The organism is Meridianimaribacter flavus (genome assembly GCF_004366715.1).
Lineage (GTDB): Bacteria > Bacteroidota > Bacteroidia > Flavobacteriales > Flavobacteriaceae > Gaetbulibacter_B > Gaetbulibacter_B jejuensis.
This window is the reverse complement of sequence record NZ_SOQZ01000003.1, coordinates 191,436-205,785: the sequence shown is the minus strand read 5'-3', so window position 1 is coordinate 205,785 and position 14,350 is coordinate 191,436. Positions and strand designations below refer to the sequence as shown.

General features: G+C 36.5%; 11 protein-coding genes. All 11 read right to left on the bottom strand.

The features are described from left to right. Positions 1 to 42: 42 nt before the first annotated feature. Positions 43 to 1,440 (bottom strand): sugar transferase, encoded by a 1,398-nt coding sequence (locus A8975_RS08030; RefSeq protein WP_134199647.1) that lies wholly within the window; start codon positions 1,438 to 1,440, stop codon positions 43 to 45. Positions 1,441 to 1,536: 96 nt separating this feature from the next. Further along, positions 1,537 to 2,286, bottom strand: coding sequence for a hypothetical protein (locus A8975_RS08025; RefSeq protein WP_134199645.1), 750 nt, complete (start codon positions 2,284 to 2,286; stop codon positions 1,537 to 1,539). A gap of 1,166 nt (positions 2,287 to 3,452) precedes the next feature. Then, positions 3,453 to 4,463, bottom strand: coding sequence for a glycosyltransferase family 4 protein (locus A8975_RS08015; protein WP_134199642.1), 1,011 nt, complete (start codon positions 4,461 to 4,463; stop codon positions 3,453 to 3,455). Beyond that, complete coding sequence (locus A8975_RS08010; protein ID WP_134199640.1) at positions 4,414 to 5,799, bottom strand: O-antigen ligase family protein; 1,386 nt, start codon at positions 5,797 to 5,799, stop codon at positions 4,414 to 4,416. Before A8975_RS08010 ends, A8975_RS08015 begins: the two co-directional genes overlap by 50 nt. A 7-nt stretch (positions 5,800 to 5,806) precedes the next feature. Then, positions 5,807 to 6,895 (bottom strand): glycosyltransferase, encoded by a 1,089-nt coding sequence (locus A8975_RS08005; protein ID WP_134199638.1) that lies wholly within the window; start codon positions 6,893 to 6,895, stop codon positions 5,807 to 5,809. Between the two features lie 104 nt (positions 6,896 to 6,999). Further along, positions 7,000 to 8,043: a glycosyltransferase family 4 protein gene (locus tag A8975_RS08000; protein WP_243832962.1), complete on the bottom strand. Its 1,044-nt coding sequence runs from the start codon at positions 8,041 to 8,043 to the stop codon at positions 7,000 to 7,002. Between the two features lie 152 nt (positions 8,044 to 8,195). Continuing rightward, the gene (locus A8975_RS07995; protein WP_134199634.1) at positions 8,196 to 9,191 is read right to left on the bottom strand and encodes a glycosyltransferase family 2 protein; all 996 of its coding nucleotides are present in this window, start codon (positions 9,189 to 9,191) and stop codon (positions 8,196 to 8,198) included. 5 nt (positions 9,192 to 9,196) lie between these two features. Further along, the gene (locus A8975_RS07990; RefSeq protein WP_134199631.1) at positions 9,197 to 10,744 is read right to left on the bottom strand and encodes a glycosyltransferase family 2 protein; all 1,548 of its coding nucleotides are present in this window, start codon (positions 10,742 to 10,744) and stop codon (positions 9,197 to 9,199) included. Beyond that, on the bottom strand, positions 10,741 to 11,892 hold the full coding sequence (locus tag A8975_RS07985) for a glycosyltransferase family 4 protein (RefSeq protein WP_134199629.1): 1,152 nt from the start codon (positions 11,890 to 11,892) through the stop codon (positions 10,741 to 10,743). Before A8975_RS07985 ends, A8975_RS07990 begins: the two co-directional genes overlap by 4 nt. Further along, positions 11,883 to 12,968 (bottom strand): glycosyltransferase family 4 protein, encoded by a 1,086-nt coding sequence (locus A8975_RS07980; RefSeq protein WP_134199627.1) that lies wholly within the window; start codon positions 12,966 to 12,968, stop codon positions 11,883 to 11,885. The genes A8975_RS07985 and A8975_RS07980 overlap by 10 nt, the downstream gene beginning before the upstream one ends. Next, positions 12,956 to 14,350, bottom strand: a complete 1,395-nt coding sequence (locus A8975_RS07975; protein ID WP_134199625.1) for a hypothetical protein — start codon at positions 14,348 to 14,350, stop codon at positions 12,956 to 12,958. The genes A8975_RS07980 and A8975_RS07975 overlap by 13 nt, the downstream gene beginning before the upstream one ends.

Below are 14,350 nucleotides of genomic sequence, written 5' to 3'. Positions count from 1 at the left end.
CTACTGAAGACTACTTACTGCCTACTGAAGACTGAAAACTGCCTACTGTCCTCTATAATACAACACAGCACTCAAGGTTTTCACTAGGATATTAACGTCCATAAAAAAGCTACAATGTTTAATGTAGTAAAGGTCGTATTGCAACTTCGTTAAACTATCATCAACCGAACTCCCATACCTCGACTTTATTTGTGCCCAACCTGTTAGTCCAGGCTTTATCACGTGACGCATTTCATAAAAAGGAATAATCTGAGACAGCTCGTTAACAAAATAAGGACGCTCTGGTCGAGGTCCTATCACACTCATTTCGCCTTTAAGCACATTAACAAACTGCGGAATTTCATCAATTCTCGAACGTCTTAAAAAACGTCCAAACGGAGTCACTCTACTGTCATTTTTTTGAGCCCATTTGGCCTCTCCCGACGATTCTGCATTAACAATCATACTTCTAAGCTTCACAATGTTAAAAACAGCTCCGTTTTTTCCAACACGTTCTTGAACATAAAACAAAGGGCCTCTGTTCGCGATAAGATTCCCTATAAGAATGATAGGCAGCATAGCTACTCCAAAAAGCAATCCTACAGTAGAAAAAATAAGATCAAATGAACGATGAAAAAGTTGATAGAGTTTATTTTGATGACTTCTACTAAACGGGAAGTATTTATAAAAATCCTTACCTACAAATTGAATTGGCACTCTATGGGTAATCTCTTCATAAACTTGAGTGTATTCACGAATGGTAAAACCGCTTTCTAAAAGCATCATAAGGTTACCATATATCTCATTAGTAATAGTCTCAGAGTTATAAGCTGCCACTAGAATCTCCGAAATATTCTGCTCATTAATAACTGACAATAACTCGTGAGGCTGAAACTCTTTAAGCCCTCTAAACTTAATAGGTGCTTCGTGCTCTTGTTCACAGTTAATAAATCCAACTATTTTGTAATTAGGATCGGCTTGTTTTAAAGGTTTAATAATGCTTTCAATATTTGAAATCTCGCCTACCAGCAGTACTTTTTTATAAAACCTAGGCTTAGTAATAAACGTCACATATACCACACGCCACAAAAACACCATAACAATAATTGACGAATAGAAGTATACTATTTCAATACGCTTATCAGGTAAAAAAGGTGTAAAGAAAGGGGTTAACATGTATATCAATACAACTGTTGAGGCAGTAAGCACTACATTCCTAAACGTAACATCTAGGGTACTGGACTTTTGTAAATCATAAATTTCAAAAACGGTCCCTAAAATAGTAAGATAAAAGGCTAAAACCACTAAAGCGACTCCATGTTCTTGATGAAGTGTAAGGTAATTAAAATCAAAAAACTGTTCAAGAAGATACAGTCCTAAAAACACCATTACAATATCCAGTATACGCAGCAACACCTTTCGTTCGGAAATCTCAAAATGGATGTCTTTATTCTTTGCCATATAGTTACATTCGCTTTGTAAATATAGAAAGTCTGTTATATATGTACTAAAAAAAAGAGGAAGTTTTTCACCTCCTCTTTTAGTCAATACTATGATTTACAACACTTCCACTATTTGAAGTGCGTTAAACGCACCATTATTTAAAGGATATTGTACACCATTTACTTCTTGAAAAAACGCAATTTTCAAGAGGTAGAAATCCACCCCAGTGCCTACAGGCATTGATGGTGGGGTTAGTGTCAACACTGTAGTAGTCGTGTCGATAGGAAGATTTACAACAGGGCTTATTTGTAAATCCTTCTCATCAGTATTAAAATTGATATTTAAAACCCCTGACGCCACACTTACATGTGTTGCCCCTTCAGGAGGGTTTAAATCATTTACAGGTACGAAATCTGCACATTGCACTTCACCTGTTGTTGTGTCTAAAGTATAATCAGCTTTCAAAATATTGCTCAATAATGCCCTATCATTGAATTCAAAACCTTTGATTGCTAATTTTCCTTCAGGAGTAACGAGTCCAATCCCAACCTTACGCTCACCTCTAGGAGAGGTTGCATCTAAATTTTTGATACGACTCATTACTTGCGTTAATCTTGAAGTTACACGATTGTCCTTTGCATCGACCATAAAGTCTGCAATAGCTCTACGTAATAACTTACCGCTTTTTGTACAGTGTCCAAATTCGGCACCATTTTCGCGTGTTCTTACAAAAGCAGGGTCATTTTTTATTCGTTTAGAAGAAACGCCTCCCTTTGTTTTTACTAAATACCCCTCTTTGCCCTTATAAAAGGTAAGACCGTCCAGGGTTCCTTCGATCTTAATTATGCTCTTTAATTTAGCCATGTTTATATGGTTTTAAGAATTAAAAAAAATACAGTTTTTTATTGATGCATCTATTCAACTGTTTTTCAAATGTATGTCAGCCTTTAATTTGTTCTTGTTTTTTATTCGTGTATAGACACTTGTGTTTATATTTTGTGCCCTTTAGACCTCCTTGGCGTTAAAGGTATTTGCATTCGTTTTTTGCGTATTTATACTCTTTTTGTGGTATTCTGCATCTATAGTTACAGCATACTCTATGCATACTCTATGTATACATTAGGTATACACTAAGTATGAAGTACGAAGAATAGTGACAGTCTGTTTTGAACTATTGGGAGTTAAAGATGAAGATGAAGGTTGAAAGTGAGAAGGAGCTTTGATGCTTCGATGCTTCGACAAGCTCAGCACAAGCGGAGCTCAGTAGAGGCTTGCTCAGAGTGACAATATAAAACCCTTCGACAGGCTCAGGGTGACAATAGGAAAGTGAAGGAGCTTTGATGCTTCGATACTTCGACAAGCTCAGCACAGGCGGAGCTCAGTAGAGGCTTGCTCAGAGTGACAATGAAAAGAAATGGCTTAACTGTTTCTACCCTTCGACAGGCTCAGGGTGACAATATAAAACCCTTCGACAGGCTCAGGGTGACAATAGGAAAGTGAAGGAGCTTTGATACTTCGATACTTCGGCTACGCTCAATACAGGTGCTTGCTCAGGGTGACAAATATTTAAATTAAAAAAAATTTACATGTTAATATATTGTTGATAATTAGACCATTAAAACCACACGTGGTAAATCTTGTTTTTTTAAATTTAAAATGCTTTTATGAAGAAAAAAAAAATCAACTAACAAATATGAATGTTATGATGTACAAAAATTTTTATTTTAATTATGAAACGAATTTGCATCTATCCAAAAGATGTGCAAATTATAACTGGGCGGAGCCTACGTTATTGTCAAGGACTAGTAAAACATATTAAATGCGTGCTCAATAAAAAAAAGCACCAAACGATAACCATAAAGGAATTTTGCGATTATATGGATTTTCCTTTTGAAGACGTTAACAATATGATACAATAATTACGATTGCAAGTAAAACGTAAGTTAAAAAAGCCCCTCAATTTGCCAAGCTTACTACGACCTGAATTACCGTAGCAGGCTTATACTTTCTATTTTTAAGCTGCTATTTTTTTATTCAAACACCTCTTTCCATAGTTGTTTCACACGATTCCAGTCAAAAGACTCAGCAACTGCTCTAGCATTAGCTATCATGTGTTCGCGTTCAGTAGCGTGTTCAAACAGATAAAGGATAGCCTCTACCATAGCTTCTACCGATTCAGGAGCTACAAGCAACCCTTCTTGTTGATGTTGTATTAAATAAGGCATTCCACCCACATTGGTAGACACTATAGGCAAACCTAAAGCCATAGCCTCAATCACACTTACAGGCGTGTTGTCAAAATTAGTGGTGTTAATAAAACAATTATAGTCTTGAGACAGTTGAGTCCATGCCGCTTTACTCAACTTTCCAGTAAAGGTCACTTCAACCCCTAAGGTAGAAGCCAAGGCTTTTACATTGACTAAAGTACCATCACTATCAGGTCCCACCATACAAAGGGATGCTTTATAACCTTTATCCAATAGTGTTTTTAAGACCCTAACTGCTAGTTCTGGGTTATAAAGGACCGAAAATGAACGTACCCATAATAATTTTATAGTGGTATAAGAGCGTTCTTTAAACGGATAATTGTCAATCGAAATAACATTAGGTATAAACGTCAGGTTAGCCATTCCATGAACTTTAAAACGTTCATAGAGATAATGCGATGGAGACACATTTTGTTTAGCATGATTAAAAATCATATCGCTTAGCTTGGGTGTTCTATGGAGTCTTTTGGGTAAATTCCCACCATGCAATATAGGCACGTAGTCTAATTTAAGCAGTCTACACAACTGGCTTACCGCAAAAGCATAATAAAAGTTTAGCGTACTATAGGTATCAATCAACACACAATCAGTCCTTTTTCTATGCTTAATAACAGCGTAAAGCATTTCTAAAAGCCGCAGTACAGTGTTAGCTTTTGAAGACGCATACCGAACACTATATCCTTCACGTTCTAGCAGAGGCCCAAATACCGTAATATATGAAGGATTACGATGGTTTCCTCTTAAGTTGTTGCCTATGTACAGGACGTTTTTCATGTGTTATATGTAATAAAGCTAAGGCATATATAAATCCGGGTGCTGCAATACGCATTGCCGAGTGATTAATAGTAGCAAACCAAAAAGCCAAAAAAGCATAGAAGAGTACATTTCCCTTATGCTGAGAACGAAACACCAAGGGCCTAAAAATCAATAGTAATAAAATAAAGACACCAAAAATGCCATGTTCAGAAAGCAACCTACTAATTTCATTATGAGAAGCTACAACCTGTCCATCTTCCTTCAAGCGCTCCTGTTTCATTCCACTAGCACCTACCCCTAAAAAGGGATGCTCAAGAAACCCTTGTATTTCATGTACGAACAACTCTAAGCGCCCTGTTGAAATATCTTTTTTTTCTCTTCCTCTAGCATCTTTATTAGCATATCGATTATCTATTAAGCCTTCTGTTTGACTGGAGCTAATACCCCAAGTTAAAATACCACCTAAAACCAAAAGCACAAACATGCCTATAATCTGCTGCTTTCTTTTATAGCCTGATTGCCAATACAACAACCATAAAAAAGCGCCAACCACAATAATAGCAGCAAAAACGCCTCCTCTGCTAAAGGTAACTAAGGCTCTAAAACTAACTGCACACAATAGGCCCAAATTAAAAAGTTTTAAAAACAAAGATGGGGATTTTAAAAAAACACGCACTACCAAAGCAACCATCCCCAGACCGAGTAATGTAGACACCTGATTAGGTCCAAAACCACCGGAAGTTGCAAAACTGGAACCTGTTCCGGTTAAAACCTCTTTTACGCTAGGATTATAAAGGTACAAATGTGTAGTCATTGTAATGATTGGAAAGCTCATACAAGCAACGACTTGCAACAATTGTTGATTGGTAATTCGCTTTTTATAACAATACAATGCCGAGATACCTAAACACACCGGACCACTGAGTACAAAAGCAACACTAGTTCTAAAATTCAAATCATACCCCAAGTTAATGGACGCTACCAATACCGCAGGCACCATTAAAATTAAATACATAAAATAAGGATAAGCGCCTCCTGAAATACCATTATAAAACATCCCCATCAATGTCAAGAGAATGACAAAATATTTAGAAAACTCATAAAAAAGCCCACCTCCAGTCATACGAAACAAGGACTCTGCTGCTGCTATATAAGCACAACCAAAAAGCACCCACATGGTTTTGTCTTTAGGTAAGGCGATAATGATGTTAATTATAAAAAAAGCACAAACTAGTGCAAAGTAAAGTTTTGAAAACCCTGGTATTTGGTTAATAAATACTCCCAAAATAATGTGAACAACTACCAAAAACACATAAAGGTCATTGGTAAAACGGTATTTTTTTTTGGTTCTCATTCTTGTCCTACTCATAAGCCACCACTCCTTTCTGATAATCTTCACATACTCGCTCTATAACAACTGATTTAGAATAGTGTTGCTTTACAAAAGCATGTAATACTTTAGCGCAATCAGTCCTATACTCAAAGTCATTGATAAATACTTGTATAGCTTTTGATAAAGCCTCAGCATCCTCTGCCTGAACCAACTGTCCATGTTGCGCATCTACAATCACTTTTTTACAATCTCCCACATTAGTAGCTACTACAGCCAATGCTCCCAAACCGTATTCCAGTAAAGCAAGAGGCAACCCTTCAGAGCGCGAAGACAAAACGCCTATTGTACACTGTTTTAAAATATAACCTACACCCTTACAGCTCCCATATAAAAACACCTGTTCAATCAAGCCTTCTGCTACAATAAACGTACGCAAGTTTTGTGCATAATCATCATCAAAATCTTTACCTACCAAATGTAAGCTCCAATCTGGATGCATGTGTTTAATCTGCTTAAAAGCTCTTAACAAGGTAATGTGGTCTTTTTGAGGCCTTAAATTTGCTAAACACACTATACGTTTACCATCTTGTCCTTTTAATCGTGTCTCTTCATCCTTCACACCTAAAACATCTACAAAGTTTGTCAGATAAAATACCTGCTTACATTTTAAATGGGTTTTAACCCAAGTCTGTAAATTTTCATTCACGCAATATACCCAGTCAAAATAACCTGAACACCATTGCAGTACTTTATATGGGCGTTTCGCAAGCATTTCACTATTACCATAGTGATCATGCCATACCAGTGTCAACTTAGGGGAAACTAGTTTTGCTAAAGTGCCTAAAAAAAAGGAGGTTGAATGGGCATGCACAATATCTATCTGTTCGGTTTTAATAAACTTAATAAATCTCCTGTAAGCTTTTATATCGTATGTAGAATGTTTATTTAAAAACAAGTAACCCACAGTAGGAACAATAGTATCCTTAAGTAATCCTTCAGCGCGTGTTGTGCATAAATAGGAACGATCAATATGTTCAGAAAGCGCATTGGCAAAGTTCACAGCCATCCGTTCAGCTCCTCCAGCTTCCAAACTATCTATTAACTGTAACACCCGCATATCCTTTTTTTGCTAAAATAAAAAAACTATAGCACACACTCTCGTTTTAAAACAGGAACAATACCTAATAGTTATAAACAACTAAATATAAAATAAACAACCTGTTAAAAAGCTCCCTCCAAAACAGCTTTAATATCTGCTTCCAAACGATCAAAAGTATACTGCTGCGACCAATCCATTGCTGCTTTAGCCATGGCATCTAAATTGCTATGAGTTAAGGTGTTCATAATTTTCGAAACTGCCTGCTCTAAATCTGGTTCAATTAAGATACCTCGAGCACCTTCACCCAGCATCCAGCTTACACAAGAGACGGCAGTGGCTACAGGAATACATCCAAAAAACATACCTTCAGCTACCGCTTTAGGCCACCCTTCACTCTTTGAAGGTAAAATATTAAAATGAGACTGTATCAATTGTTTTTTGACTTCTTCCTTATCCCGGTTACCATACAGTACAACCTGCCTCTCTAGTCTACGCTCACTCACATAGGCTTTTAACTCAGGCATTAAAGGGCCATCTCCAAACATATGCAGTTTAGAGACAATTCCCTTTGCGTTTAATGCTTCAATAATTTGAATCGTAAGTAAGGGACGCTTACCCACCACTAAAGCACCAGCAAAGACAAACTCTAAAGTGTTAGTATAATCACGTTTTACAAAAGGCATCTTTTCAGCCTCGGTATATGTAGCCGAAATAAAAGGATAAATATTTCGCGTTTCATTGGGCCATTCACCATAAACCAACACTTTCATATGACGTGTTAAAAAAGTATTTCGTAAAATGGCTTGCTGCAAACGGTAGCTCCAAGGTTGCTTACTATTAGGGTCCCAATTACCTGCATATTTTGTAGATTTTGATTTAAAAGGAAACAACAACTGCGCAAAACAGGCTATTAAACTAATGTTCCCTGGGCAACGTAAATGAATATGATCTGCCTTAGACATCACATAGCAGCATCTAATAAAAATGAAAGGCACTACAAATACAGCTTTAAGGACTTGCCAAAGAGTTAAAATATTAAAATTGGGCACACCAAAAAAACGCACAGCATCATGCTGATAAAAGGTATCTATAGCATCTATAGCGTTGTTAGTCTGTCTTGGCCCTAACACCAATAATTCATCAGCATACTTACCCCAAAGGTTCATCTCGCGTACATAAGGCGCATACCCATAATACTTATCATTGTGATAACTATGCCGAACAATAGTAATTATTGCTAATTTCATCTCTTATTCATTTTTACTGTTGCAAATGGTTAAAAATAACCCAATCATTTAGCGCCTTATAGTGTTAAACGTCATAACTGTTCGCTTGGTGGATAAAACAAAACTGTCCACCACCCCACAAAACGCCCTAACCCTTCACTAAGGGCTGCTTTTTTTTGTGAGGACATTACAACTCCCAACACTGTTAACTTCATAAGCAACACTGCTGTAAGATGCCATTTCAATCGTGCTTTAAGGCTTGGATTAGGGTATTTTATGCGCCAGATGTACCAACCATTTCTCAAAACCATTTTACCATATTTATAAGCGTTTGGGCGTCCTGCTGCTTCATGATGATGTTCTAGTTGTGCATTTGTATTCACATACAAAGTCCCTAGTTTAGACAACCGTAAACAAAAATCAGCATCCTCATACAACCCATAGCCTTCAAAATAAGAAGAAAAGGATAGGTTATCAAACAACTTTTTGCGATATGAGGCTACTCCTCCCATGAACTGTTCTACCTGATAGGTTTTTCCTGTTGGCGGTAAAAAACCCACCGAACGTCCGTGAGAAAATGAGGGTAATATACAAGGAGGTGTATCTGGTGCTAATCCAAAAACACGACGGACTCTAAACCGCAAAGGCTCTTTCCGTTGCCAACCATCATAATAAAAATAATGGTGCGTTCTAACACCGTTTTCGGGCTCCCATTGGACTTCATTACTAATATAACCACCTACACCCAATGCATCTGGATAGTCTTTATAAGTAACCAGTAATTGCTGAAAATAATGAGGATCTAAAATGGTATCATCATCTAAAAAACACACAACATCAGTGGTTTTAGACACCTTTGTAATACCAAAGTTACGCTGCTTGGTTAATCCTCTATTCTCTGCTGTCACCTTATAGTACACCAAATTAGCAAACTCATGCGCTTCTAGAGCCACTTGTGTTGCTGTATTCAATGAACCATCTATTATCAATATCTCATTAGGATATAACGTTTGCTGCTCTACAGAGTAAAGGAGATTCAATAACGCTTTTGGGCGCATATAGGTACAAACAACTAAAGAAAAATCCATCTGTTTTAAGAATTTCGTTGACCTAACTTAAGCAGCTTTCTGGCATAAAACAGCGACGTATTAAACTGTATCTGCTTATACAACAGCTTTACCAATTTTAGAGGGATCATTAATTTAGAGCCTCTAGAAACATATAAAAAAAAGTGCTTTATCCGCCATTCCTTTACTTGCTTAGGGGTATAATGCTTTAAAATACCATAAGTAACTGTTGGGCTCGGTACTGGTCTAATCCACTTTACAGGCGTATCTAGCTCCCAAGGTTGCGCTTTGCGCTGCTTACCTAATATCTTAGACTCTTTCCCCCAAAAACGATAACCGCCTTCAGGTGGCTTCAGGTGCAGGTTTGCCGAAAAGGGGTTATGTAACAACACCTCTCCTGACTTTAAGATACGAACACCAAAATCAGAATCCTCACCATAACCACCATCAAAATTGATATCATTACCTTGCAACTTCATCACTACATCACGTCTCACACACGAATTAGCATTACTAAATATAGGGGAAGTTCCAACGCGCCACCTTGACGAACCTAATTGATCCAAACGCAATTTCAAATCATTTAAATCCTGTTGGGTATGCTCAGCCATAACATCAAGTCCATTGCAGGCACTAGCATTATAGGTTTGTAACAATTTAACATGATGCTCTACAAAATCAGGTAACACACGCACATCATCATCAGCAAAAATAATATAATCGCCTGTACATAAGTTTATGGCTTCATTTCGAGCACGACAACTTCCTTTGGTGGTCTGCCATTTTAGTTTAATATCAAAGTTAAAATGCTCAGGACGATAATATTGAACATCACGCTCTGCTTCTGGAGTCGCGTCTACAATAACCGCTTCTTTTATAGGGTAGGTTTGCGCATTATAATCCTTCAATAACAACTCCGTAAATGCTTGTCGTTTCATAGTTGGAATCACCAAACTCACAGTTGGAGAACCTTCTATAGGTTTTAAATCTCTAACCTTTATAGGAGTATCAAAAAAGAATGTTCTGTTTTTTGTTTTTAAATAGGCACGCAATTCGTTTGGAAACTTAAACACTCCTTGCCTCAGCATCATATAAAATCGATGGCGCTTCTTAAAATGCTTAGCAAAAAAATAGTACCTATCTACTGTTGGAATTTTAATTTCTTGTGTTTGGGGCTCAAACAATCCTTTCACAAACAAAGGAATACCAAAATAAGTTCTCATCAATCCAAAACCTAAATCCAATCCTTTCATAAGCGGATTGCTATACTTAGAATCAAGCCCTTCAATCTGTTCCCAAACAGACGCTCTTATAACAAACGCTTCTACATTTACTCTCCAGTTAACTGATAGATAATCTGTCTCAAAATCGTTCAAAAACCACCAATAAACTGAAGTTTGATAAACCAATTCTGGAAAACAGTTCTTAAAACCTTGTTGCATACTACTATGCCATAAATCTCCAGGACCTGCCGCTAAGGCATCCAAAAGTTCAAAATTTGGAGCACCAACGTACAAAAGTGTCTCGTTTGATGATGTTGTATAAATTTTAAAATCCGGTTTCAAACTTATCATTCAGTTAATCTTTGATTTATTATTTTTTGATAAAAACTTATATTCTTTGGCAAAACCACAGTAGTTGAAAAAGTGTGCTTCATATGCTTTCTTCCTGCTTCACCTAATTGTCTACATAATTCTTTATCCTTCAATAAGTCAATAACTTTACTAGCATAAACAAAATGCTGTTTAGGGTCAACTATATACCCTGTTTTGCCATCTATCATCAACTCCTTAGCCCAACCAATATTAGAACTCACTAAAGGCTTTTCCATAGCCAAAGTTTCCAGCCAGGTCATTGGGAAGGCTTCTGCAAAGCTAGGCAACACTATTACTTGAGCTTGGGCAATATACGTCTTTATAGCCTGATAAGGTACTTCCTTCAAATGTGTTACGCACTGTTTAGCCTTTGGGCTTAAGGCTTCCTGAAATAAACTCCAGGTAGATTTTTGCGTAAACACATCAATATTATCCTTACCTATCAATACTAATTCGGCATTAGGCACCTGTTTAACAACCTCATTAAAAATAAAAGGCAATTCCAATACTCCTTTTTTTCTAACCAATGTTCCAAAATAAAGAATCTGTAATGGTTTTATAGGTTCATCAAGTGGCACAAAAACAGTAGTATCTATACTATTATGTATTGTTGTAATTTCTTTTTTCAAGCCAAATAATGACTTTGTCACCTGTCCTGTGAAACTACTGGCAGATACTAAGACATTAGCATTCTGTAAAGCTTTTCTTTCCAAAAAGCGGTGCTTCCACTTTTGTTGTCGTCCTTCCAAATGGCAAAAATAGCCATCACTTCCATTCATTCTAATAATTAACGGCACGGTAAATTTCATAAAGGCAGACAGTCCCGTCCAATCTGGCGCTTCAATTAATTGAATGCCATCAGTGTCAATATGCTTTTGAATGATGTTTTGTATACGCTTACGCTCTTTATACCAACTAAAAAGGCGATGTTGCTTTTTAGCAATACATACTAACCTAACACCGTTTTCAAAAAAAACCCTGTCTTGGGTTTGCCCTGTTACAAAAACAGTCACTTCCACACTCTGTTTTACCAGCGCTACAGCCAAGTTTTTAATGCTTGTCCCCAAACCACCTGATCTACTAAAATCTGGATGCGGGTATTCTGGTGTTAAAAACCCTATATGCATTCTACTAAATTAAAATGTTCATCAACCATTTTATCTAAACTAAACTGATCATGCACCAGAAGAAACACGTCTTTGGCTATCTTCTGCTCTTTCTTTAAGATAGACTCCAGCACCTGCTTTAGTGCACTAACATCGCCCGCTTGAAACACAAATCCATTATCACCATCTGTAATCAACTCTAAATTACCACCTACTTGTGTAGTAATTACTGGTACATTGGCCGACAAACTCTCCAATAATGACAAGCTAAAGCATTCCATATAAGTTGGCTGTATCATATAATCATAATTCCTGAACAATTTAGGTAAGTTTGCTGAACTTCCTTTAAAACTCACAATATTTTGCAACTTATACTGTTGTGATAAGGCTTTAAGTTCATTTTCCATAGGGCCTTCTCCATAAATATCAATACTTACTCCTTCTAAATCTGCACTATTTATTTGGTCTAAAGCAGCCAACAAATCTTGAATACCTTTAGATTGTCGTAAGTGAGAAGCAACAATAAATTGTTTTGCTTGTCTTAATTCTTGTTGTTTATAAATTGAAACATCAATGCCATTATATATAACTTTTACCTTTTTACGTAAGAAATAGCCGTAATCGTTCAATATATGATGTTTGGTATATTTAGACACTGCAATAAACTGATCAGTAAACTTAGAATACAGAACACCTTTTACTTTTAACTTAATTCGCTTTTTCAAAGGGAATCCGTCCAGTGGTCTTGGATTATGGTCCACAGCAATGCAATAAGCTTTAGTATACTGCTTCACCTTTTTATAAAATGAAGTACACAATTCCGTAAAATGGGTGACCACACAATTATAAACTGTAGTATTTTGCTTTAAATGGTTTAAAAACGTAGCCTCTACTGATGTGTCCTGTACTAATACAATATCTAAGTCCTTATAAAAATCAAACACCGCTTGTCCTTTAAAAAACCATTTTACATCACATCCCAACAACTTTGCTTTGGTATCATAAGCCACAAAAAACCGATCCATACCTCCTATTCGGTCTGGTCTTAATTGATAATTACAAATGACCGCTATGGTTTTTGATTTTAATTCAAGCATAATTGTATTGAGTTTACAATTCGCTGTGAGGTATGCTTCAACGCACAACTTACCTGCATTTCTAAGAGCTTTTTTTGGAACTGCAAACGTTGTTCTGGATTTTTTAAACTATTGTTTATTTCTTTAATTAAAGCTTCTTTTGTTTTAACCACAGCAACTGCACCACTTTCAACCACGCGTTTGTAATGTGCAAATTTTAAAAATCGTTGATCGTTATACCATCCATTTTCTGCATTTCCAAACACAGGGTTAATCACAGGCTTATCAAAACACATGGCATCCAAACTCATGGTGGAACACATATTTATAAACACATCACAATATTGTAAAATTCCTCTTAGGTCTTTAACGTCTACTCTATCAGGAACGCGTTGCGACCAAGTTTCTTGGTGGTCTTGTCTTACCAAATCCCACTTAGGGTAGTTCCATATTATGAAGGGATAGCGTTCTTTAAGAAAATGAAAGCGTTCAGGAGATTCAGCTGGCGAAGTGCGTACTATAAAGTTAACAGCTCCCAACACTCCATTTTGTATAGCCTCAGCAATAACCTCTATATATAAAGGGTCATTTTTACTGGTTGACACATCTCCACAACTAAAACAAATGGTTTGATGCTCTGCATTTAGCCTAAACTTCTCGAAAAACTCCTGTTTAGAAGTTTTATAGCGTTCTAATACATAAGGCTCAAATTGCGGTGTCCCTACGACATGTACTTGGGATGAGTGTATTTTCTTATAAAAATGCAATAGCTCTGTAGCCATTAAATGACTCCATACAAAATAGTGGTTAAAATCGCCTGCCATTCTACCCTTAGAGGCTAAATTATCCCAACTAAAAATAAAAGTACCATTTTTAATGTTCAATTGTTCCGAAGCATAAATTAATGGTGCTATATAGGGTGGACGTTGATGCGTAAAAAACAAAAAGTCCACCTCGTGTATTTTTAACATGTTGATATAGGCCTTAGTAATGTGATGGCTTTTAAACGTGCGTTGTTGTAGCCTATTAAAACGCTTAATCCAACTCTCAGAATTACAAACAGAGGTTATTAAAAACACAAGACGTTTAGCATAGCCTCTTATAGACCTACTTTTTGTTTTATTAGTACGAATGACATCTTTGATTCCAAAATTACCCTGCTTGTGCAATTGCAAGTGTGCCATTTCTTTTAATTTCAAAAAAAACCAAGTAAAAAAGTTATCATTAATGACAGGTAACTCCACTACTTTGGCATTCATTTCAAAATCCTCGTAAACTTTTTCCGGTAAGTAGGAATATATCACAACCTTATCGAAGGTAGTCTCTGCTTCGCGTAAAAAATCACTTAACATAAAATTTCTAAAACCAACACCATCAGTTATTACTATTCCCAAATTCTTCAT